The organism is Pseudonocardia sp. McavD-2-B, from assembly GCF_024124365.1.
In the GTDB taxonomy this organism is placed as follows: Bacteria; Actinomycetota; Actinomycetes; order Mycobacteriales; family Pseudonocardiaceae; genus Pseudonocardia; species Pseudonocardia alni.
Window position 1 is genome coordinate 1 of record NZ_JAMXSG010000081.1, and the last position, 20,452, is coordinate 20,452.

A 20,452-nucleotide genomic window follows, 5' to 3' on the forward strand; every position below is an offset into this window, starting at 1 on the left:
ACCCGCAGCCCGGCTGCGGTGCGCGCCTCCACCCGGTCGGCGATGGCGTCCGGGTCGTCCAGGTGCGGTGCGAGCGCGTCCGGGGCGCCGAGCACGAACGCCTCCCCGCCGGTGGTGACCTGCCCGGACCAGCGCAGCGACGAGGTGAACGCGACCTCGTCGCGCAGCTCCCACGGCGTGCCGGGCAGCGCCGTGGCGAGCGCGGCGGAGGTGAGGTTCGGGTCGGCCACCGTCGCCGCGAACCGCGCGAGCACCGGCCCCGGGTCGGTCCCGTCGAGCGGGTCGAGCCCGTCCAGGCGCAGCGCGCCGGTGGTCAGGGTGCCGGTCTTGTCGGTGCAGACGACGTCGACGTGGGTGACCGCCTCCACCGCGTTGACCTGCTGCACCAGCGCGCCGCGCCCGGCCAGCCGGGCCGCGCCGCGGGTGTAGGCGACGGCGATCAGGAAGAACAGGCCGTAGGGGACCAGCCCGGACAGCACCGCGGTGATCTGCACGACCCGCAGCAGCGAGAACCCCTCCAGGAACGCCTGGGCCAGGATCGCGCCGCTCATCAGCACGACCAGCACCATGGTCAGCCGGACGACGAAGTCGATGCGCCGCTGCAGCGGTGTCGCCTCGGTGGTGTCCGCGCGGGCCTGCAGCGTCAGCCGGCCGGCGTAGCTGTCGGCGCCGACGGCGGCCGCGCGCTGGCGGGCGGTGCCCGCGACGCAGTGGCTGCCCGAGCGCAGCAGGTCGCCGAGGGTCTTGACGACCGGGTCGGACTCGCCGGTGAGCAGCGACTCGTCGGCCTCGGCCCGCCCGGTCAGCACCGGCCCGTCGACGACGACCTGCTCGCCCGCCCGCACCACCAGCACGTCCCCGGCGACGACGTCGGCGGCCGGCACCCGCTGCTCGGAACCGTCCCGCACGACGGTGACCTCCGCGGCGTCGAGCAGCTGCAGCCGGTCCAGCTTCCGCTTGGCCCGCATCTCCTGCACCGCCCCGACGACGGCGTTGACCAGGCCGAGCCCGACGCTGGTCAGGGCGTCGCCGTAGCGGCCCAGCACCAGCAGGACCAGGCCGATCGCGAACAGGATCGTGTTGTAGGAGGAGAAGACGTTGGTACGCAGGATCCGCCCGTAGCCGCGCGTCCCCGCGGTGACCGGCGCGTTCGCCCGGCCCGCCCGGCGCGCCGCGGCGACCTGCGCAGCACTCAGCCCCGCGTCGGCCGCCGCCTCCACGATCCCGGCCGCCACGCCGTCCCCTCCCCGCCGTCGGTCCCGTGCGTGGCGATCATGGCAGGCCCCGATGTGTGCCGACTGTGCGTGGGCTGAGGGCTCACCAGCGTTCCAGGCCCCCGCGCTTGACGAGCTGGGCGGCGATCACGTTGCGCTGGATCTCGTTGGTGCCCTCCCCGACGATCATCAGTGGGGCGTCGCGGAAGTACCGCTCGACGTCGAACTCGGTCGAGTAGCCGTAGCCGCCGTGGATACGCACCGCGTCGAGGGCGACCTCCATCGCGGTCTCGGAGGCGAACAGCTTCGCCATGCCCGCCTCCATGTCGCACCGTTGTCCGGACTCGTACCTCCGGGCGGCGTGCAGGATCAGGCTCCGTGCGGCGGTGATCTTCGTGGCCATGTCGGCGAGGTGGTTGCCGACCGACTGGTGCTGCCAGATCGGCTTGCCGAACGACTCGCGTTCCTGGGCGTAGGCCAGGGAGTCGGCGAGGGCGGCGTCGGCGACGCCGAGTGCGCGCGCGGCGACCTGGATCCGGCCGGTCTCCAGGCCCTTCATCATCTGGGCGAAGCCGTGTCCGGGCTCGCCGCCGAGCACCGCGTCGGCGGGGACGGCCATGTCGGTGAACACCAGCTCGCAGGACTCGACGCCCTTGTAGCCGAGCTTGGGCAGGTCCTTGGACACGGTCAGGCCCGGTCCGTGCTCGACGAGCAGCACCGAGATGCCGCGGTGGCGCGGCTCGGCCGCCGGGTCGGTCTTGCACAGCAGCGCGATCAGCCCCGAGCGCCGCGAGTTGGTGATCCACGTCTTGGCCCCGTTCACCACCCAGCCGTCGTCGGTGCGACGGGCGTGGGTCGTCATCGCCTGCAGGTCCGAGCCGCCGCCGGGCTCGGTCAGGGCCATCGTCGCGCGCAGCTCACCGGTCGCCATCCGCGGCAGGTAGCGGTCCTGCTGCTCGCGGGTGCCGAAGGCGACCAGCAGTTTCGCGACGACGGTGTGCCCGCCCATCGCGCCGGCCAGGCTCATCCAGCCACGGGCCAGCTCGGCGGTGACCAGGGCGTAGCAGGGCATCGACACCGGGGCCTCGCCCCACGGCTCGGGGACGGCGAGCCCGAAGATCCCGAGCTGCTTCATCTGCTCGATGAGCTTCTCGGGATAGGTGTTCGCGTGCTCCAGTTCCCGCACCACCGGGCGGACGTCCCGGTCGACGAAGTCGCGCACCGTCTCCACGACGGCCTGTTCCTCGGTGGTCAGTTCACCCGTGCCCGCTCCCATGTGTGTGAGCATCGGTCATCGGCGGGGCCGGCGCGAGAGCGGGAGACCCGTCGTGCGCGACGGAACATCGGCGGTGCCCGCACCGTTGTAGCCGTCGAGACCCGACACAGGGAGGTTCAAGCCTGATGACCGAGACCGCGATCCTCGCCGGTGGGTGCTTCTGGGGTGTCCAGGAGCTGCTCCGCGAGCGCCCGGGCGTCGTGTCCACCCGGGTCGGCTACTCCGGCGACCCGAACACCCCGAACGCGACCTACCGGCGCCACGGCGACCACGCCGAGGCCGTCGAGATCGTCTTCGACCCGGAGCGGATCTCCTACCGCGAGATCCTGGAGTTCTTCTTCCAGATCCACGACCCGTCGACGAAGGACCGGCAGGGCAACGACATCGGCCGCAGCTACCGCTCCGCGATCTTCTACACGAGCGAGGAGCAGAAGGCGGTCGCCCTGGACACCATCGCCGACGTCGACGCGTCCGGGCTCTGGCCGGGCCGCGCGAGCACCGACGTGGAGCCGGCCGGTGACTTCTGGGAGGCCGAGCCGGAGCACCAGGACTACCTGCAGAAGTTCCCCTACGGCTACACCTGCCACTTCCCGCGCCCGAACTGGGTGCTGCCGCGGCGGGCGGCCAGCACGAGCTGACCTGTAGCGACACCGCTCACGAGCGGGTCAGGACGACCACCGGGCGGCCCGGTGACCTCCCGGACGATCTCCGGGTCGTCACCGGGCCGTCGGTGTCTGCGCCGGACGGGGCTAACGGCGGTGCCACGGACGGCGAGGTCGCGGTGGACGGACGCGGGGTCGCCCGCGTCGCTCCTCCGCGCAGATCGGACCCCGCCGATGACCTACCCGCAGCACCCGTCGGACCCGCGCCGGCTCCATCCCGCCGGCCCGCAGCCGGTCGGACCCCCGCCCTCCGGTGACGTCGGGTACGGCGCCCCGACCGGCCGCGTTGCTCCAGGACCGCAGCCGTACCCGGCCCCCGTTCCGTACAGCGGCCCTGGCACGGGGCTGGACCCGTGGCGCCCCGGCGAGCTCGCGGCGCCGCCGCATGCCCCGGTCGGGCTGGCGATGAAGCGCCGCAACCCGGTCGCGGTGTGGCTCGGCCTGCCGCTGATCACCCTCGGCATCTACGGGCTCGTCTGGTACTACAGGATCCACCGCGAGATGGCGGAGTTCGACCCGCGCCGTCAGGTGCCCGTCGCCGGGCCGCTGCTGGTGCTGCTGTTCCTGGGCTGGACGGTCGTGGCGCCGCTCGTGTCGTTCTACAACACGGGGCAGCGGATCGCCGACAGCCAGCGCTCCGCGGGCCTGCCCGTCACCTGCAGCCCGGTCGTCGGGCTGCTGCTGTGCTTCGTGTTCGGCCTGCAGACCCTCTACTACCAGACCGAGCTGAACCGGGTCGTCGACGCCTACCGGGCGCCCGAGGGCACCAGGATCGTCCTCCCGGGCTGACCCGCGGACCGGGTCGGTGCAGCTCAGACGCGGCCGTGGGCCTCCGCGCGGTGCCTGCGCTCCACCGACCCGTTCACGACCTGCACCTTGTCCCCGACCTGCAGGGTGTCGAAGAACCGCTTCGCGTCGCGGGCGCCGAGCTTGACGCACCCCGCCGACTCGCGGCTGAGGTCGCCGCCGTGGAAGGCGATCCCACCGTCGGCGAAGAACACCGACCACGGCATCCGCGCCGGGCGGCCGTCCGGGCCGGGGAACTCGCCGCTGCGGTGGTCGGCCTCCTTGCGGTACACCCGGAACGAGTGCCCGACGGGGGTGGCCTTCCCCTCGCCCCCGGTGGTGACCCGGAACGGTCCGCCGGTGACCTTCCCGTCGCGGACCAGCCACGCCTGCCGCGTCTCGAGGTCCACGCACGCCCGCACCGACGCCGCGCACGGGGTCCCGGGGGCGGCGGGCTCGGCGTGCGCCTGCTTCGCGACCCGGCTCTGCTCCGGGTCGGCGGTGGCGATCGCGGTGCCACCCAGCCCCACCGCGGCCACGAGCACGAGCCCGGTCACCAGAACGCCACGACGGCGACGGAGCCGCTCGGTCCGGGACATGCCCACCTCCACGTCACAGATCACCCACCCGGGTGACATCGGGGCAGACGCCCGTCCGGGTGCCGCGGTTGCCCGGGCGAGCCCCGTGGCGGCGAGTGGGCTGCGGTGCACGGCGAACGGGTGGAGGGGTGGCCCGGCGGCGGATCGCTGCGCGGCCGACCGCCCGGGTACGGGAGGGGACCGCACGGCGTCCGAGGGCGTGATCTCCGTCCCGCAGGGATGTCACGGGGCGATAACGGGGGTAGTCCTCGGTGATCGCCTCCTCACCCGCGGTGGTGGGGAGGACCCGTCGTGACCGACCCCAGGAGGAACGATGCGCGCAGCCGACCGGCCGGGCTCCGAGCCGGGACCCGCTGACCGGCTCCGTCGTCGGGCGTCCCGTCGCGAGGACCTGCTCGCCGTGCTGCTCGGGCTGCTGGCCGCCTGCGGGCTGGTCGTGGCGTGGCTCGCCGGTGCCGCGGCCCACGGGTCGGTCCTGGAACGGGGCGCGGTCGAGGCCCGCCAGCGCGTGCCGGTCGCCGCGACGGTCACCGCGCGGGCGAGCGCGGTGGGTGACCTGCAGACCGGCCAGCAGTCGCTCACGCTGAGCTGGACCGGCCCCGACGGGCAGCCGCACTCCGGCGGCAGCACGCTGCCCGGCCTCTACGACGTCGGCGACCGGGTGCCGGCCTGGGTCGGCACCGACGGCCGGCTGGCGCCGCCGCCGGCGACCCCCGCCGACGCCGTCACGGTCGCCGTCGCGGCCGGGTTCATCACCGCCGTGATGTGGGCCGCCGTGGTGTGGGTCGCCGGGCGGCTGGTCTTCGCCTGGAACGGGCGCGCGTTCGCCCGTGCCTGGGAGGAGGACTGGGCGGCTGTCGAGCCCGGGTGGTCGGGCCGTCGCACCCCCTGATCCGGGCGCCCGGGCCGGACCGGGGTCAGAACCTCAGCCGGCGCACCCGCTCGGGGTGGACCACCAGCCGCACCTGGTCCTCGGCGAGGATCGCCGCGAGGTCCGCGGCGCGCGCGGGGTCGTCGAGGTCCCAGTAGCGCTGCGCCAGCCGCTGCGCCAGCGCGTGTGCCCCGTCGGTCTCGACGGTCGTGGAGCCGTCGACCGCGATCCAGCGCTCGCGTTCCCCGACCGGCGCGGCGACGACGAGCGAGGCCCGCGGGTCCGCACGCCTGCGGCGGATGTGCAGCGACTCCGGTCCGGTGAACAGCTGCACGGTGCCGTCGTCGGTCGCCTCGAACCAGACCGGGCGGGGTTGCGGCGGCACCGGGCCGCCCGCGACGCTCAGGAAACCGTGCAGCGGGCGGGCGAGGAAGACGCGGTCGTCGTCGGTGAGTGCGGTGCGGCTGTCGGTGCTGGGCATGGGTCCACGACACCACCCCACCGCGGACGACGACATGGGTGAGACGCCGGAACTCCTGTCCGTTCGTCTAATCTCGGTGCGGTGGACCCCTTCGGTGACCTCGTCCGCGGGCTGCGGTCGTACGGCTCGCTGTTCGGCAGCACCACCCTGACCCCGCCCTGGTCGCTGCACTTCGTCGACGGCGCACCGCTGACCCTGTGCGCGATGCTCACCGGCGCGGGGTGGATCCTCGTCCCCGGTGCCGACCCGGTGCGGCTGGCCGCGGGGGAGACCGCCGTCGTGCGCGGCCCGGCCGGTTTCCACGTGGTCGACGAGGTCGGCACCCCGGCCGAGCCGATCGTCTGCGGCGTGGACTGCGCGACGCCCGAGCAGGGCGGCACCCGCCACCGGCTCGGCTGGCACGACCCGGCGCCGGCGCCGGGCAGCAACGCGAGCACCCTGATCACCGGGGCCTCTCCGGCCGGGGGCGAGGTCGGCGCCCGGCTGCTCGACGCGCTCCCTCCGGTGCTGCGGGTCGGTGCCGGGGGCAGCGGGGACACGGTGCTCGACCATGTCGCCGCCGAGGTCGCCGTCGACGCCCCCGGCCGGCAGGTGGTGCTCGACCGGCTCCTGGACTGGCTGCTGGTCTGCACCCTCCGCGAGTGGTTCGACCGGCCCGACGAAGGCCGACCGCGGTGGTGGACGGCCCAGCACGACCCGGTGGTCGGGCGGGCGCTGCGGCTGCTGCACGCCGACCCCGCGGCGGCCTGGACCGTCGCCGGGCTCGCCGCCGCCACCGGTGTGTCCCGGGCGACGCTGGCCAAGCGGTTCAGCGACCGGGTGGGCGAGCCGCCGCTGACCTACCTCACCGGCTGGCGGATGACCCTGGCGGCGGACCTGCTCCTCGCCGAGCCCGGCGCGACGCTGGCCGGGATCGCGCGCCGGGTCGGGTACGCCGACCCGTTCGGCTTCAGCGCGGCCTTCACCCGGGTCCGCGGCGTCACCCCGAGCGCGTTCCGCCGGGGTGAGCGGCAGGGCGGACGGCACGGTGACCGGATGGGTACTCCGGACGGGGTGAGCGGCTAGCCTGCGGCGCCGTGACGACCCCGCCGACGGTCCGGCTGGCCAACCTCGACCTCAACCTGCTCGTCTCCCTGCGCGAGCTGCTGCGCGAACGCAATGTCACGCGCGCCGCCGCCCGCATCGGCATCTCCCAGCCCGCCGCCAGTGCGGCCCTGTCCCGGCTGCGCCGCCACTTCGACGACGACCTGCTGTCCCGCCACCCCGGCGGCTACGTCCTCACCCCGCTCGCCGCCCAGCTCGTCGAGCAGGTCGAGGGCGTCTGCTCGGCCGCCGAGCGGCTGTTCGGCACCGGCCACGGCTTCGACCCGTCGAGCGCCCGGCGCGGGTTCACCCTGCTCGTCGCCGACTACACCGTCGCCGTGCTCGGGCCCACGCTGTCCGCGGCGGCGGCCCGGCGCGCCCCCGGCATCGAGCTGCGGCTGCGGCTGGTCCGCGAGTCGTTCTCCGCCGACATCGGCGAGACGATCCGGCTCATCGACGGCCTCATCGCCCCGCCCGCCGCCCGCTTCGAACGGCCCGAGCTGCGCTCCACCGCCCTGTTCGACGACCGCTGGGTCTGCGTCGTCGACGCCGACAACCCGGTGGCCGCCGGGCCGGACCCGACCCTGGACCTCGACGAGCTCGCCGCGATGCCCTGGGTGGTGCCGTTCGCCCCGGACCGCGGCATGTCGGCGGCCGCCCCGATGACCCGCCAGCTCGCCCGGCTCGGCGTCGAACCCGACATCAAGGTGCGGGTGGAGAGCTACCTGTCGGTGCCCTACCTGGTCGCCGGGACCGACCGCGTCGCGCTGCTGCAGGAGCGGCTCGCCCGCCAGGTCGCCGACCGCCTCGGGCTGGTCGTGCTGCCCTGCCCGGGCGATCCCGGACCGATCCGCGAGCGCCTCTGGTGGCACACCGACCTCGACCCGGACCCGGCCCACCGGTGGCTCCGTGAACTCATCGTCGAGCTGTCGGCCACCCTGTAGAGCTGCGACTATTCGTCCGGTCGATGGTCCGGCAGGCGAACGTTCTATTTCCGGGGCGGCGCGCGCCGTTCCTAGTGTGTGAGCCATGCCTCACCCGCTGACGCCCCTGCCGGTCCACGCCGTGATCCGGGACGCCCCACTGCGCGCCGGCGACCCGGCCGAGCACGCGGTGACCGCCGACGTCTGCATCGTCGGCTCCGGCATCGCCGGGCTCTCCGCCGCCGTCGAGTCCGCCCGCCTCGGCCGCGACGTCGTCCTCGTCGACGCCGCCCCCGTCCTCGGCGGGCAGATGGTCAACTCGCTGATCGGGCTGTTCTGCGGGGTCTACGGCAACGGCCCCGAGTTCCGGCAGCTGACCCACGGCCTGTTCGACTCCCTGTTCCCCGACCTCGAGGCCGGCGGCGACCTGTTCCGCCGTACCGGCCACACCCTCACCGTCGGCTACGACGAGGTGCGCCTCGGCCGCTGGGTCGAGGACACCGTCCGTGCCCACGGCATCCGGGTCCTCACCAACGCCACCCTCACCGGCGTCGAGCGTGACGGCGACCGTGTCCTCGGCGCCCGCTTCGCCACCCGCTACGGCGCGGTCGACGTCACCGCGGCCGGGTTCGTCGACGCCAGCGGCGACGCCGCGCTCGCCTGGGCCGCGGGCCTGGAGTGCCGCCTGCCCGACCGGGAGATCTACGGCAGCCAGCAGCTCGTCGTCGAGCACCTGGACACCAGTGCCGCGCCGGAGCCCGGCGAGCTCGCCGCCCGGGTCGCGGCCAAGGCCGACCAGTACGGCCTGCTCCGTCGCGACGGCCTCGCCTTCTACTTCCCCGGCCGCGACACCGCGGTGCTCAACATGACCCACATCGAGGCGCCGCTGGACCCGATCGCCGCCGCCGAGGCCCAGCTGGAGGGCAAGGCCCAGGCCGACCGGGTCGTCGAGTTCCTGCGCGCGGAGTTCCCCGAGGTGTTCGGCAAGGCCACGGTGCGCTCCTACGGGCTGCCCGGCCGCCGCCAGACCCGCTGGATCGCCGCCGTCCACCAGCTCACCGTCGACGAGGTCCGCGCCGGGACCCGCTTCGACGACGCCGTCGCCCGCACGGCCTGGCCGATCGAGCTGCACGACAGCCCCGACGGCTACGTCTGGGAGACCTTCGACGCCGACCACCTGCACTACGTGCCGCTGCGCTCGATGCTGCCGCCCGCCGCGTCGAACCTGGTCGCCGCGGGCCGTTGCATCGACGGGGACGCCGCGGCGCTGTCGAGTGTGCGCGTCATGGGGCCGTGCGCGGCGATGGGCCACGCCGCCGCGCACGCCCTGGACCTCGCCGGACCGCAGGGCAGCCTGCACGACGTGCCCGCCGACGCCCTGACCGACCGGATCCGGGAGAACGTCGAGGACTGACCCGTCCCACCGCCACCACCACGAGGAGACAGGCAACGATGCCCGGAGGCGCCCCGTGATACTCACCGACGACGACCGCAGGATGCTCGACGGGGCCGAGGGGCCCGCCGTCGCCGCCGCGATGGACCTGCTCACCCGCTACGCCGAGGCACTGGACGCCGAGCGGCTCTGCTCGGTCCGCAACGTGGCCGGGACCGCAACCCAGCCCTCCCCGCTCAAGGCCCGCCTGGTGGCCGAGGGCGGCTGGGACCGCGCGTTCTCGGTGATCAACCTCGACAGCGACACCACCCACGAGATCCCGCCGATGGCGGTGCCCACCTGCCAGCTCCAGCAGGGCTTCGGCGCCGACGCGGCCGCCGTCGCGCCCTACCCGGCGCAGTTCGTGGAGCTGCAGGCCGACGCCGAGACCTTCTACGGGCGTCGCGGCGTCTCCATCCTCGCCACCTGCACGCCGTACCAGGTCGGGAACCTCCCGGTCCGCGGCGAGCACTGCGCCTGGATGGAGTCCTCCGCGGTGGTCTACGCCAACTCGGTGCTCGGCGCCCGCACGAACTGCGAGGGCACCGCGTCGACCGGCGCGGCCAGCCTCACCGGGCGCATCCCGTGCTGGGGCAACCACCACGACGAACACCGGCGCGGCACCCACCTGGTCCGGGTCGACACCCCGGTCGGCGGGTTCCTCGACTGGGGCCTGCTCGGCTACTTCACCGGCGACGTCGTGCAGGAGGCCCGCCCCGTCGTCACCGGGGACCTCGCGCTGCCCGACCTCACCGACCTGAAGCACTTCGGCGCCGCGGCCGCGTCCTCCGGCGGGGTCGAGATGTACCACGTCCCCGGCGTCACCCCCGAGGCACCGACCGTCGAGGCCGCGTTCAGCGGCAACGTCCCGGCCGACGCGGTCGTCTACGGCGCCGCCGAGCGGGCCGCCACCTACGCCCGGCTCAACGACCAGGGCACCAGCGCGTGCGTCGACTTCGTCCTGCTCGGCTGCCCGCACGCCTCGCTCGACCAGATCCGCGACGTCGCCCGGCTCCTCGACGGCCGCAGGCTGCACGACGGCACCTCGTTGTGGATCATGGCGCCGCGGGCGCTGGCCGCGGTGGCCGAGCGCAGCGGCTACACCGCCACCATCGAGGCCGCCGGCGCGAAGGTCCTCACCGACTCCTGCCCGGCGATGTCCCGCCTGGCCCCGCCCGGGACCCGGGTGTTCGCCACCGACTCCGCCAAGCAGGCCCACTACCTGCCCGCGATCCTCGGGATCGAGGCGTGGTTCGGCACCACCGAGGACTGCGTGCAGGCCGCGACCACCGGCCGCTGGTCGGGTGAGCTGCGATGACCGCGACGGTCGGGACCGTCCTGCGCGGACGGACCGTGGTGCCCGGCGTGGTCACCGGCGAGGCGCTGGTATCCCCAGAGACCATCTCCGGCTGGGGCGGCATCGACCCGGCGACCGGCACGATCGTCGAGGCCCGGCACGCCCTGCAGGGCGTCTGCTTCACCGGGAAGATCCTCGTGTTCCCCGGCGCCAAGGGGTCCTCGGGCTGGTCGGCCTTCTTCCAGAGCACCCGGCTCCTCGGCACCGCCCCGCTCGGGATGGTCTTCACGGTCACCACGACGAAGGCCGCGCTCGGCGCCGTCGTCACCCGGGTCCCGGCCCTGGCCGACCTCGACGCCGACCCGGTGCAGGTCCTGCGCACCGGCGACCGCATCCGGCTCGACGCCACCGCGGGCACGGTCGAGCTGCTGGCCAGGGCGGGGGAGGGGACGTGAGGCTCGCCGTGCTGCCCGCCGACGAGCTCGCCCCCGGCGAGCACCGCGTGGTGCGGGTCGGCACCCGCTCGATCGGCGTCTTCCGGGTCGGCGACGACTACTACGCCCTCGCCGACCACTGCCCGCACCAGGGCGGCCCGCTGTGCCGCGGCTCCGTCGCCGGGGCACCGGTGGCGACCGGCCCCTCGGACGTGCGGCTCGACGAGGGCCACGTGCTCGTCGCCTGCCCCTGGCACGGCTGGGAGTACGACGTGCGCACCGGCCGCTCCTACCAGCCCGGCGACGCGCCCGCCCGCAGCCTCCCGGCGTCGGTCGAGCCGGGCCCGCCGGGCATGACACCCGGTCCGTACACCGCCGAGACCTTCGAGGTGACCGTCGAGGACCGCTGGGTGGTCGTCGACACCGGCCGCCGTCCCACCACCGAGGAGGCGTCATGACCAGCACCGCACCCGTCACCGGCCGGGCCCCCGCCCGGCGTCGCGCCCGGACCCCGATCGTCGACGCCGACATCCACCCGGTCGTCACCGCCGACCGGCTCGCGGCCGCGCTGCCCGAGCCCTGGCGGCGCCGGTTCCGGCGCTTCGGGCTGCGCGGCGCGCCGCCGCCCGCGGTCTACCCCCGGGTCCGGCACGGCGGCATGCGCCGCGACTCCCATCCCGAGGCCGGCCCGCCCGGCAGCGCCGTCCGGCCCCCGGGCAGTGACCTGGACCTGATGCGCAGCCAGCTGCTCGACCCCTACGACGTCGTCGCCGGGGTGCTCATCCCGATGCAGGGCCACACCGCGGGCGCCGAGGAGCCCGCGTTCGCGGCTGCGCTGTGCCGCGCGTACAACGACGTGCTGGTCACCGACTGGCTCGACCCCGAGCCGCGGCTGCGGGCCAGCATCTGCATCCCGCACGAGTCGCCGGCGGAGGCCGTCGCCGAGATCGAGCGCCGCGCCGCGGACCCGCGGTTCGTGCAGGTCCTGTTCCCCAGCGGCACGTTCCTGCCGTGGTCGGACGCCAAGTACCGGCCGATCTACGCCGCGGCCGCCGCGCACGGGCTGCCGGTGGCGATCCACCTCGGCGGCACCGAGGGCCACCGCGGGGACGGCTGGCCGTCGTTCTACCTGGAGCAGCACGCGTGGTACGGCAACGCCGTCGCCGTCGCGCTGACCGGGCTGGTCGCCGGCGGCGTCCTCGAGGCGGTGCCGGACCTGCAGTTCGTGCTCGTCGAGGGCGGGGTGTCCTGGCTGCCGTCGCTGCTCTGGGGGCTCGACGACGCCTGGGAGCTGTGCCGCGACGACGTCCCGTGGCTGACCCGCCCGCCGTCGGAGATCGTGCGCGAGCGGGTGTGGTTCACCACCCAGCCGATCGACGAGCCGCCGGTGCCCGCACACCTGGCGACGACCTGGGAGCAGACCGGGATGACCGACCGGATCCTGTTCTCCTCCGACTACCCGCACTGGGACTTCGACGACCCGATCACGGCGCTACGGGTGCTGCCCGCGGCGCTGCGCCGGCCGATGGCGGCCGCCAACGCCGCCCGCCTCTACGGCCTGACCCTGCCCGGGAGCGAGGCATGAGCGCCGATCCGCCCGAGGAGTTCGTCGACGCCGACACCCACGTCGCGCCGGCGTCGTTCGCCGACCTCGCGGGACTGCTGAGCCCGTACTGGCGCGACTACGCGGCGGGCGCCGCACTGCGCGCCGACCCCGTCCAGGGTGGCGCCTACCCGCCCGCGATGGTCGACGGGCCCGCCCCGCACGACGTCGCGGCCCTGCGGGCCGCGGTTCTCGACGCTCCCGCACCCGGGAGCGGCCGGGTCGGTACGGCGGTCCTGACCTGCACCACCGCGTTCGACGTCAGCCGCAACCACGCCTTCGAGGCCGCCCTGTGCCGGGCGGTGAACACCTGGACCGCGCAGCAGTTCCTCGACCACGAGCCCCGCGCCCGCGGCTCGGTCGCGGTGCCGCTCGGCGACCCGGCCGCGGCCGTCGCCGAGATCGAGCACTGGGCGGCCGACCCGCGCTTCGTACAGGTGCTGCTCCCGGTGCGCGGGCACGACCTGCGCTGGGGGCACCCGGTGTTCCGGCCGGTCCTCGCCGCGGCCGCCGCGGCCGGGCTGGTCGTCACCCTGCACGCCTGGGGCCGGGTCGGCAGCGCCCCGACCACGACCGGGTTCACCCACACCTACCTGCAGGACTACCTGTCCCACGGGCAGGTCGCCCAGTCCCAGCTGGTGTCACTGGTCGCCGAGGGCGCCCTCGGTGCGCTGCCGGGGCTGCGGGTGACCGTCGCCGAGTGCGGCTCGTCCTGGCTGCCGCCGCTGCTGTGGCGCCTGGACAAGGAGTGGCGCGGCATCCGCCGCGAGGTGCCGTGGGTGGACCGGATGCCGTCGGAGTACATCCGCGAGCAGGTCCGGTTCACCACCGCACCGGTCCACCTGCCGCGCGATCCCGGCGAGCTGCACGACGCCCTGGACGTCCTGGGCGCCGCCGGGCTCCTGCTCTACGCCGGTGACCACCCGCACCGCCACGGCGACGGGGTGGCCCGTCTCCTCGCCGCCCTCGACCCCGCCGCCCGGGCCGCGATCCGCCACGGCAACGCCACCGCGTGGTACCGCAGCACGGACACCGTCGCCCCACCCGCGCCGTCCCTCGCGTCGACCCAGCCCGCACCGGAGGTCCCCCGATGACCCGCACGACGACCCGGCTCGCCGCGGTCCTGCTCGCCGCCTGCCTCGCACTCGCCGGATGCGGCGCGGGCGGCGGTGAGGACGGCCGCGACCGGATCACCTTCCTCAACATCCTGCCGATGGAGTCGCTCGGCTACGCCGCCGAGATGATCGCCGACACCAAGGGCTACTTCGCCGCCCACGGTCTCGACGTGACCTTCGAGGCCACCCAGGGCTCGGCGCCGGCTATCCAGACCCTGCTCGCCGGGTCCGCGGAGATCTCCCGGATCGGCGACATCGAGACGATGGTCGCCGCGGGCGAGCGCGGTGCACCGCTGGTCGCGATCGGCGGCGTGGTGCACAACGGGCCGCTGCGTCTGGTCTCCTCGCAGCGGGCGCCGGTGACCGACGCCGCGCAGCTGCGCGGCAAGCTGGTCGGGACGCCGTCGGAGGGCGGCACCAGCTCGATCACCCTCGACCTCGTCGCCGGGTCGGCCGGGATCGCCCCCGCCGAGCTGCGCCGCCAGGTCGTCGGGCTCAGCCCCGGCGTGTTCGACCTGGTGAACACCGGCCGCGTCGACGCGTTCATCGTCTCGCTCGACACCGCGATGCTGCTGCAGGCGACCCGGCCCGAGGCCGTCGTCTACGACCCCAACGACGCCATCTCCGCCGGGTCGCAGATCTACGCCACCTCGAAGGCCACCGCCACCGATCCGCAGGAGCAGGACAAACTGCGCCGCTACCTCGCGGCGATCGCCGACGCCACCGCGTTCATCACGGCCGACGAGGGAGGCGGCTTCGCCGAGACCATGCAGCTCATCGGCTCGAAGTACCAGGTCTCGGCGCTGGACCGGCCCGAGGTCGCCCGCGCCGCCCTCGCGTCCTATGTCGACGGTTACGCGGCGGGCCAGGGCCCGACCGGCATCGCCCCGCAGCGCTGGCAGGCCACCTACGACGAGGTGTCCTCGGTCGGTCAGGTCCCCGCCGGCCTGGACCCGGCGCAGTGGCTCGACGCCGGCCTCAACGGCACGGAGGGCACCCGATGAGCACCCCGACGACACGACGGTCCCCGGCAGCGGAGCAGGAGACGAGCATGACCCAGGAGACAGCGACCCAGGCGACGGCGACCCGTTCCGGGGCGCACGCGGCCCCGACCGGGGGCGCGGTCGGCCTGCGGGTGTCCGGTGTGGACAAGGTGTACCCGACCCGGCGGGGGGAGGTGCGCGCACTGTCCGGGATCGACCTGGACGTCGCCCGCGGCGAGTTCGTCTCGCTGGTCGGGCGCTCGGGCTGCGGCAAGACGACGTTGCTGCGGATCCTGTCCGGCCTGCTCGCCCCGTCCGCGGGGCTGGTCGAGGCGGGCGGACGGCCCGCGTGGGCCGCCGGCCGTCGTGACGACGCGGTCTTCGCCGAGTTCGGTCTGGTGTTCCAGGAGGCGAACCTGTTCCCGTGGTTCACGATCACCGACAACGTCGCGCTGCCGCTCAAGCTGCGGGGGGTGCCGCGTGCCGAGCGTCGCGCCCGGGCCGGCGAGCTGTGCGCCACCGTCGGGCTCGGCGGGTTCGAGGAGTCCTACCCGCGGGAGCTGTCCGGCGGTATGCGCCAGCGGGCCGCGATCGCCCGCGCCCTGGCCTGCGACCCGTCGGTGCTGCTGATGGACGAGCCGTTCGGCGCGCTGGACGCCCTGACCCGCGACCGGATGAACCTGGAGCTGCAGCAGATCCACGCGGTCTCCGGCGCCACCGTCGTGTTCGTGACCCACTCGATCCCCGAGGCGGTGTTCCTGGCCGACCGGGTCGTGCTGCTGACCCCGCGCCCGGGACGCATCCGGTCGATCACCACGATCGACCTGCCCCGGCCGCGGTCCGCCGCGACCGAGACGACACCGGAGTTCGGCGCGTTGGTCGCCGGGCTGCGCACCGAGCTGGACCGGGAGGACTGAACCGATGACCACGACCGAACGGCCCGCTCCGGCGACCGATCCCGCCACCCCCGTGACCGACCCAGGTGGCCCCGAGAAGGAGTCGCCCTGGCTGCGGCGCCTGCCGTGGATCTCCGGGCCGGTGCTCCTGCTGCTGCTCGTGGGGGCCTGGCAGTTCACCGTCTCGGTGGTCGGGGTCTCGGAGTTCATCCTGCCCGCGCCGGCCGCCGTCGTCGGCGCGCTGGGGGAGCTGCTGGCCGACCCGGCGATCTGGGGCCACATCGGCGTGACGCTGCTGGAGGTCCTCGTCGGGTTCGGCGCCGCGCTCGTCGCCGGTGTCTGCGTCGGCGCACTGCTCGGGCGGATCGAGTGGCTGCGCCGCGCGGTGCAGCCCGCCCTGGTCGCGCTGCAGGTGGTGCCCAAGGTGGCGTTCGTGCCGATCTTCGTGATCTGGTTCGGCTTCGGCCCCACCTCGAAGATCATCATGGCCGGGCTGCTCGCGTTCTTCCCGATCATGCTCAACGTGATGCTCGGGGTGCGCTCGGTCGAGCGTGGGCACCGCGACGTCATGACCGGGCTGGGCGCCTCGCGCTGGGCGACGTTCCGGAACCTGGAGCTGCCCGCGACCCTGCCGTACGTGTTCGCCGGCGCCGAGGTCGCGATCGTGTTCTCGGTGATCGGCGCGATCGTCGGGGAGTACCTCGGCGGCAGCGCCGGGCTCGGCTACCTGGTGGTGTCGAGCCTCAACGCCCTCGACGCGCCACGCCTGTTCGCGGTGATCGTGCTGCTCGCGGTGCTGGGGTCACTGCTCTATCTGATGGTGACCACCGCGAAACGTCTGGTCATCCCGTGGCACGAGTCGGTGAACACCGGGGTCTGAGCCCCAGCGCCCGCACGCCGACGCCGCCGGGTTCACGCCCCGGCGGTGTCGCGGGCCCAGCCGGTCAGCACCGGCACGACGACGTCGAGTGCGCCCGGCTCGCGGGCCCACCCGAAGTGCGGGCGTGCCGCGGGAACGTCGAGCCGGTGACGGGTCACCGTGGCCGCGCCGAACATGTCCAGCAGCGCGTCGACCGAGGCGGGCGGGGCGAGCCCGTCGCGCTCGAACCCGATCCCGAGGACCGGCAGGTGCACCGCGGCGATCGACGGGGTGTGGTCGACCCGCGGCGTGCCGAACGCGAGCCGCCCGGTGCGGGCCCACCGGCCCCAGTCGCGCATCTGCCCGCGGGCCTCCCGCCCGGCGAAGCCGACCCGATCGCCCGGGAAGTGCCCGATCAGCATCGCCGCGGCCACGACGGCCTGGGTCCGCAGCAGGTGCGCGGGCCCCCAGACCCGCCAGTCGACGCTGCCCGACCCGACGAGGGCGACACCGTCGACGCGGTCGGGATGCCGCGCGGCGTACGCGGTGGCGAGGTGCCCGCCGAGGCTGTGCCCGACGACGAACACCGGCGCGCCGGGCCGCTCGGAGTGCACCGCCTCGACGGCGGCGGCGAGGTCGCCGACGAGGTCGTCGTAGCCGAAGTCGTGGCGGCGCCCGGGCGGGGGAGCGGGCCGGGCCTGGTGCCCGCGCAGCTCGGTGACCGCGGCGGCGACGCCGGCGTCGGTCAGCGCCCTCAGCAGCGGGGTGTAGAACGACGCCCGCATCCCCATTGCGGGCACGACCAGCAGCACGGGTGCACCGGGGTCGGGCACCGGGTGCAGGGTCAGCTCCAGCGGTGCCGGGGCCGGGCGGTCCAGGACGGTGGTGACGGGCACGCCGGTGATCCTCTCCCGGCCGCCCGCCGGGTCAGGCCGGGGCCCCCGCCAGGGCGCGCAGGCCGGCGTCGAACACGGCCATGGCCTCGTCCACCAGCTGGGTCAGCGACGGCGAGCGCGGGTCCGTGCCGTGGTCGCCCAGCCAGTGCTGCACCGCGACGCGCAGCCCGGTCACCGCGGCGGCCGCGGCCAGGGTCGGGTAGAGGTCGCGGGCCGGGTCGGACCCGGTCCGGGCGACCACGGCGTCGGCCAGCGCCCGCTCCTGGGCGGCGAACGCGGCCATCTGGTGCGCGACGATCGTCGGGTGCCCCCGCAGCGCCCGCAGCGCCTGCACCCGGTCGAGATAGCCGGGGTCGGTGACCACGGCGCGCAGCGCGTGCCGCAGCGACTCGGTGACCGGCTCGTCGTCGGGTCGGGCGGCGAACGCGGTCAGCAGGGTGTCCGCCGACGACGCGTTGCCCGCGACGACCGCCTCCTCCTTCGAGGTGAAGTAGTTGAAGAAGGTGCGGGGCGCGACGTCGGCGGCGTCGGCGATCTGCTCGACGGTCACCGCGTCCGGGCCGTGCGTGCTGCACAGCCGCAGCGCGGCGCCGGCGAGCGCGGCCCGGGTGGCGGCCTTCTTGCGCTCGCGACGCCCGGGCGCGGCCTGCTCAGCCACGGTCGGCCCCCGTCCGCTCGCGCTCGGGCGCCTCGATGACCGAGACGAGCTCGTGCCGGCCCGGATGCCCGTCGGTGGTGCGTGTCGTGCCGGCGGTGCGCGTGCCGTCCGACAGGTCGACGTCGAGTCGGAGCCCGTCCGCGCCGACGGTCACCCGGCGCGCGGCGGGACGGCCCTCCCAGCGGTACACGGTGGACACGATGCCGGTGGCGACGCAGATGCGGTAGTGCCCGTCGGCGTCGGCGCGGGTGCGGCCGACCTCGTCGCCGGTGACGTCGAGGACGGTCAGCACGGCGCCGCCCGCCGGGGCGCCGTCGGCCCGCACGAACCCGTGCAGCACCGGACCGGTCGGCGGGGCCGGGGTGGTGGCCGGGGCACCGGCCGCGGGGTCGGCGGGCTTGGCGATGTCGAGGGTGTCGCGCAGCGGGACCTCGCGCAGGGCCAGGATCGCCAGCAGGGCCAGGAAGGCCAGCGGCGCGGCCACCAGGAAGATCATCGAGGTGGCGTGGCCGTAGGACTCCATGACGATCGAGCGGACCGGCTCGGGCAGGTCGGCCAGGTGCGGCACCTGCCCGCCGCCGACGGCCGCCCCGCCGTCGACACCGGCGTCGGCCAGCCCGGCCGCGGTCCGGGACCCGACCACGGAGGCGAGCAGCGCGCCCAGCCCCGCGACGCCGGCCGAGCCGCCGAGCGAGCGGAAGAACGTCACCGTGGAGCTCGCGGCGCCCATGTGCCGCAGCGCGACGGTGTTCTGCACGGCGAGCACCAGGTTCTGCTGCGTGGTGCCGACGCCGATGCCGACCAGTGCCATCGCGACCGCGACCAGCCAGTACGGCGCGGTGGAGGAGATGACCGCCGCCCCGAGCGACAGACCCGCGGTCAGCGAGACCGCGCCGCCGACGAGGTAGCGCTTCCAGACGCCGGTGCGGGTGATCAGCTGGCCGGCCACGTTCGACGCGCCGAACATGCCGACGATCATCGGCAGGGTGAGCAGCCCGGCCTCGGTGGCACTGGCGCCCCGGGCGAGCTGGAAGTACTGGGACAGGAAGATGGTGGAGCCGAACATCGCGACGCCGACGAACAGGCTCGCGACGGTGGCGAGCACGACGGTGCGGTCGCGGAACAGGAACGGCGGCACGACCGGGTCCTTGGCCCGTCGCTCGACGACGATCGCGCCCACCAGCAGCACCAGGCCGGCGCCGATCAGGCCGAACGAGGTCGGTGAGGCCCAGCCGAACTGCTTGCCGGCCAGCGAGGTCCACAGCAGCAGCGCCGACACCGCGGCGGCGATGAGGGTGGCGCCCAGGTAGTCGATGCTGGGGCGCTCGCCGTCGGCGCGGACGGGGGTGGGCACGTTCAGGGTGCGCTGCAGCACGAGCAGTGAGAGTGCGGCCAGCGGGACGCCGACGAAGAAGCACCAGCGCCAGCCCAGCGGCGAGTCGACGATGATGCCGCCGAGCAGCGGACCGCCGACGACGGCGATCGACATGATCCCCGAGAGGTAGCCCATGTAGCGGCCGCGCTCGCGCGGGGTGATGATCGCCGCGATCACGACCTGGGTCAGCGCCTGCAGCCCGCCCATGCCGAGGCCCTGCAGGACCCGGAAGCCGATGAGCTGCCCCGTGGAGACCGCCAGCCCGCAGAGCAGCGAGCCGATCAGGAAGATCCCGATCGCGGCCTGGACCAGCAGCTTCTTGGAGTAGAGGTCGGCGAGCTTGCCCCAGATCGGGGTCGAGGCCGTCATCGCCAGCAGTGACGCCGAGACCACCCACGTGTACTCGGCCTGGGTCCCGCCGAGGTCGCCCAGGATCCGGGGCAGCGCGTTCGACACGATCGTGCTGGACAGCACGCCGACGAACAGCGCCATCAGCAGGCCGGTCAGGGGGAGCAGTACGTCGCGGCGGTGGGCCGCGGCCTCCTCGGGGGTGCGCACGGGGCGGGTAGTTGACGTCACGCAACGAGTCTGGCCCAAAGATGCAGCCTGTGCAACTTTGCCGAACGTGCGTCGGCGCACACCGTGCACCGATGCGGCGCGGCGGCCGGCTCAGCCGCGGCGGGGGAGCACGACGGTGACGATGCTGCCCCGGTCCGGCGCGCTGCGGACCTCCAGGGTCCCGCCGGCGTCGGCCACCGCGCGGCGGACGAGCAGCAGCCCGATGTGGCCGGGTGCCGGGCCGCGGCCGGGGTCGAAACCGGTGCCGTCGTCGGTCACGGTGAGCCGGGCCCGGGCGGCCGCGACGTGCAGGCCGACCTCGACGGTGCGGGCACGGGCGTGCGCGCGGGCGTTGCGCAGCAGCTCCGAGGCGACGCGGTGCAGCAGGACCGCGCCGCGGTCGTCGAGGGTCCCGGCGGGGGCCCCGGTCGTGACGACTGCCGCGGGCGGG

At 74.9% G+C, this 20,452-nt stretch carries 22 protein-coding genes; 14 read left to right on the forward strand and 8 right to left on the reverse strand.

Annotation, left to right across the window (positions count from 1 at the left end; translation table 11 throughout):
* Both NH602_RS13170 and NH602_RS13175 read right to left on the reverse strand, forming a co-directional pair.
* Window positions 1-1,235 (reverse strand): HAD-IC family P-type ATPase (locus NH602_RS13170; RefSeq protein ID WP_253067973.1); only part of this gene is annotated, 1,235 nt, incomplete at its 3' end.
* Window positions 1,236-1,317: 82 nt separating this feature from the next.
* Window positions 1,318-2,490: an acyl-CoA dehydrogenase family protein gene (locus NH602_RS13175; protein ID WP_073575070.1), complete on the reverse strand. Its 1,173-nt coding sequence runs from the start codon at window positions 2,488-2,490 to the stop codon at window positions 1,318-1,320.
* Window positions 2,491-2,615: 125 nt separating this feature from the next.
* Here NH602_RS13175 and msrA point away from each other — a divergent pair, with 125 nt between their 5' ends.
* Together msrA and NH602_RS13185 are read left to right on the forward strand one after the other, a co-directional pair.
* Window positions 2,616-3,128, forward strand: a complete 513-nt coding sequence (gene msrA, locus NH602_RS13180; protein WP_073575069.1) for a peptide-methionine (S)-S-oxide reductase MsrA — start codon at window positions 2,616-2,618, stop codon at window positions 3,126-3,128.
* A gap of 198 nt (window positions 3,129-3,326) precedes the next feature.
* Window positions 3,327-3,941, forward strand: coding sequence for a DUF4234 domain-containing protein (locus NH602_RS13185; RefSeq protein WP_253067974.1), 615 nt, complete (start codon window positions 3,327-3,329; stop codon window positions 3,939-3,941).
* Window positions 3,942-3,964: 23 nt separating this feature from the next.
* On the opposite strand, the gene NH602_RS13190 is transcribed toward NH602_RS13185, so the two are convergent.
* Window positions 3,965-4,537 (reverse strand): L,D-transpeptidase, encoded by a 573-nt coding sequence (locus tag NH602_RS13190; protein WP_253067975.1) that lies wholly within the window; start codon window positions 4,535-4,537, stop codon window positions 3,965-3,967.
* A gap of 313 nt (window positions 4,538-4,850) precedes the next feature.
* On the opposite strand from NH602_RS13190, the gene NH602_RS13195 reads away from it, so the two are divergent.
* Window positions 4,851-5,429, forward strand: a complete 579-nt coding sequence (locus NH602_RS13195) for a hypothetical protein (RefSeq protein ID WP_179759998.1) — start codon at window positions 4,851-4,853, stop codon at window positions 5,427-5,429.
* A 25-nt stretch (window positions 5,430-5,454) separates the two neighbouring features.
* Here the strand turns inward: NH602_RS13195 and NH602_RS13200 are convergent, their stop codons facing one another.
* Window positions 5,455-5,889 carry a pyridoxamine 5'-phosphate oxidase family protein gene (locus NH602_RS13200; RefSeq protein WP_073575067.1) on the reverse strand — a complete coding sequence of 145 codons (435 nt, stop codon included), beginning with the start codon at window positions 5,887-5,889 and terminating at the stop codon, window positions 5,455-5,457.
* A gap of 81 nt (window positions 5,890-5,970) precedes the next feature.
* Here NH602_RS13200 and NH602_RS13205 point away from each other — a divergent pair, with 81 nt between their 5' ends.
* The 11 genes from NH602_RS13205 (at window position 5,971) to NH602_RS13255 (ending at window position 16,535) form a co-directional block, all read left to right on the forward strand.
* Window positions 5,971-6,954: an AraC family transcriptional regulator gene (locus NH602_RS13205; protein ID WP_179759997.1), complete on the forward strand. Its 984-nt coding sequence runs from the start codon at window positions 5,971-5,973 to the stop codon at window positions 6,952-6,954.
* An 11-nt stretch (window positions 6,955-6,965) separates the two neighbouring features.
* Entirely contained in the window at window positions 6,966-7,916 is a 951-nt protein-coding gene (locus NH602_RS13210; protein WP_253067976.1) for a LysR family transcriptional regulator, read from the forward strand.
* A gap of 85 nt (window positions 7,917-8,001) precedes the next feature.
* On the forward strand, window positions 8,002-9,309 hold the full coding sequence (locus NH602_RS13215) for an FAD-dependent oxidoreductase (RefSeq protein ID WP_253067977.1): 1,308 nt from the start codon (window positions 8,002-8,004) through the stop codon (window positions 9,307-9,309).
* Window positions 9,310-9,364: 55 nt separating this feature from the next.
* Entirely contained in the window at window positions 9,365-10,645 is a 1,281-nt protein-coding gene (locus tag NH602_RS13220) for an aconitase X catalytic domain-containing protein (RefSeq protein WP_179759995.1), read from the forward strand.
* Window positions 10,642-11,079: an aconitase X swivel domain-containing protein gene (locus tag NH602_RS13225; RefSeq protein WP_062394624.1), complete on the forward strand. Its 438-nt coding sequence runs from the start codon at window positions 10,642-10,644 to the stop codon at window positions 11,077-11,079. The genes NH602_RS13220 and NH602_RS13225 overlap by 4 nt, the downstream gene beginning before the upstream one ends.
* Window positions 11,076-11,516: a Rieske (2Fe-2S) protein gene (locus tag NH602_RS13230; protein WP_073575062.1), complete on the forward strand. Its 441-nt coding sequence runs from the start codon at window positions 11,076-11,078 to the stop codon at window positions 11,514-11,516. The genes NH602_RS13225 and NH602_RS13230 overlap by 4 nt, the downstream gene beginning before the upstream one ends.
* Window positions 11,513-12,643: an amidohydrolase family protein gene (locus tag NH602_RS13235; protein ID WP_253067978.1), complete on the forward strand. Its 1,131-nt coding sequence runs from the start codon at window positions 11,513-11,515 to the stop codon at window positions 12,641-12,643. Before NH602_RS13230 ends, NH602_RS13235 begins: the two co-directional genes overlap by 4 nt.
* Window positions 12,640-13,755 (forward strand): amidohydrolase family protein, encoded by a 1,116-nt coding sequence (locus tag NH602_RS13240; protein ID WP_253067979.1) that lies wholly within the window; start codon window positions 12,640-12,642, stop codon window positions 13,753-13,755. Before NH602_RS13235 ends, NH602_RS13240 begins: the two co-directional genes overlap by 4 nt.
* A complete protein-coding gene (locus NH602_RS13245; RefSeq protein ID WP_253067980.1) occupies window positions 13,752-14,780 on the forward strand; it encodes an ABC transporter substrate-binding protein in 1,029 nt (342 codons plus the stop codon). The genes NH602_RS13240 and NH602_RS13245 overlap by 4 nt, the downstream gene beginning before the upstream one ends.
* Window positions 14,781-14,827: 47 nt before the next feature.
* A complete protein-coding gene (locus tag NH602_RS13250; RefSeq protein WP_083658341.1) occupies window positions 14,828-15,676 on the forward strand; it encodes an ABC transporter ATP-binding protein in 849 nt (282 codons plus the stop codon).
* 4 nt (window positions 15,677-15,680) lie between these two features.
* On the forward strand, window positions 15,681-16,535 hold the full coding sequence (locus NH602_RS13255; protein ID WP_083474056.1) for an ABC transporter permease: 855 nt from the start codon (window positions 15,681-15,683) through the stop codon (window positions 16,533-16,535).
* A gap of 32 nt (window positions 16,536-16,567) precedes the next feature.
* Here the strand turns inward: NH602_RS13255 and NH602_RS13260 are convergent, their stop codons facing one another.
* From NH602_RS13260 to NH602_RS13275, 4 genes are all read right to left on the reverse strand, one after another.
* Window positions 16,568-17,410, reverse strand: a complete 843-nt coding sequence (locus NH602_RS13260; protein WP_253067981.1) for an alpha/beta fold hydrolase — start codon at window positions 17,408-17,410, stop codon at window positions 16,568-16,570.
* A 31-nt stretch (window positions 17,411-17,441) separates the two neighbouring features.
* On the reverse strand, window positions 17,442-18,068 hold the full coding sequence (locus NH602_RS13265; RefSeq protein WP_073575057.1) for a TetR/AcrR family transcriptional regulator: 627 nt from the start codon (window positions 18,066-18,068) through the stop codon (window positions 17,442-17,444).
* The gene (locus tag NH602_RS13270; protein ID WP_253067982.1) at window positions 18,061-20,001 is read right to left on the reverse strand and encodes an MFS transporter; all 1,941 of its coding nucleotides are present in this window, start codon (window positions 19,999-20,001) and stop codon (window positions 18,061-18,063) included. The genes NH602_RS13265 and NH602_RS13270 overlap by 8 nt, the downstream gene beginning before the upstream one ends.
* 111 nt (window positions 20,002-20,112) lie before the next feature.
* On the reverse strand, window positions 20,113-20,452 hold a 340-nt coding region (locus NH602_RS13275), incomplete at its 5' end, for an ATP-binding protein (RefSeq protein WP_253067983.1).

What these genes read in the sequence shown, in the direction of transcription:
- NH602_RS13175 (WP_073575070.1), bottom strand. Translation starts at nt 2,490, where the DNA reads ATGGGAGCGGGCACGGGTGAACTGACCACCGAGGAACAGGCCGTCGTG.
- msrA (WP_073575069.1), top strand. Translation starts at nt 2,616, where the DNA reads ATGACCGAGACCGCGATCCTCGCCGGTGGGTGCTTCTGGGGTGTCCAG.
- NH602_RS13185 (WP_253067974.1), top strand. Translation starts at nt 3,327, where the DNA reads ATGACCTACCCGCAGCACCCGTCGGACCCGCGCCGGCTCCATCCCGCC.
- NH602_RS13190 (WP_253067975.1), bottom strand. Translation starts at nt 4,537, where the DNA reads ATGTCCCGGACCGAGCGGCTCCGTCGCCGTCGTGGCGTTCTGGTGACC.
- NH602_RS13195 (WP_179759998.1), top strand. Translation starts at nt 4,851, where the DNA reads ATGCGCGCAGCCGACCGGCCGGGCTCCGAGCCGGGACCCGCTGACCGG.
- NH602_RS13200 (WP_073575067.1), bottom strand. Translation starts at nt 5,889, where the DNA reads ATGCCCAGCACCGACAGCCGCACCGCACTCACCGACGACGACCGCGTC.
- NH602_RS13215 (WP_253067977.1), top strand. Translation starts at nt 8,002, where the DNA reads ATGCCTCACCCGCTGACGCCCCTGCCGGTCCACGCCGTGATCCGGGAC.
- NH602_RS13225 (WP_062394624.1), top strand. Translation starts at nt 10,642, where the DNA reads ATGACCGCGACGGTCGGGACCGTCCTGCGCGGACGGACCGTGGTGCCC.
- NH602_RS13235 (WP_253067978.1), top strand. Translation starts at nt 11,513, where the DNA reads ATGACCAGCACCGCACCCGTCACCGGCCGGGCCCCCGCCCGGCGTCGC.
- NH602_RS13240 (WP_253067979.1), top strand. Translation starts at nt 12,640, where the DNA reads ATGAGCGCCGATCCGCCCGAGGAGTTCGTCGACGCCGACACCCACGTC.
- NH602_RS13245 (WP_253067980.1), top strand. Translation starts at nt 13,752, where the DNA reads ATGACCCGCACGACGACCCGGCTCGCCGCGGTCCTGCTCGCCGCCTGC.
- NH602_RS13250 (WP_083658341.1), top strand. Translation starts at nt 14,828, where the DNA reads ATGACCCAGGAGACAGCGACCCAGGCGACGGCGACCCGTTCCGGGGCG.
- NH602_RS13255 (WP_083474056.1), top strand. Translation starts at nt 15,681, where the DNA reads ATGACCACGACCGAACGGCCCGCTCCGGCGACCGATCCCGCCACCCCC.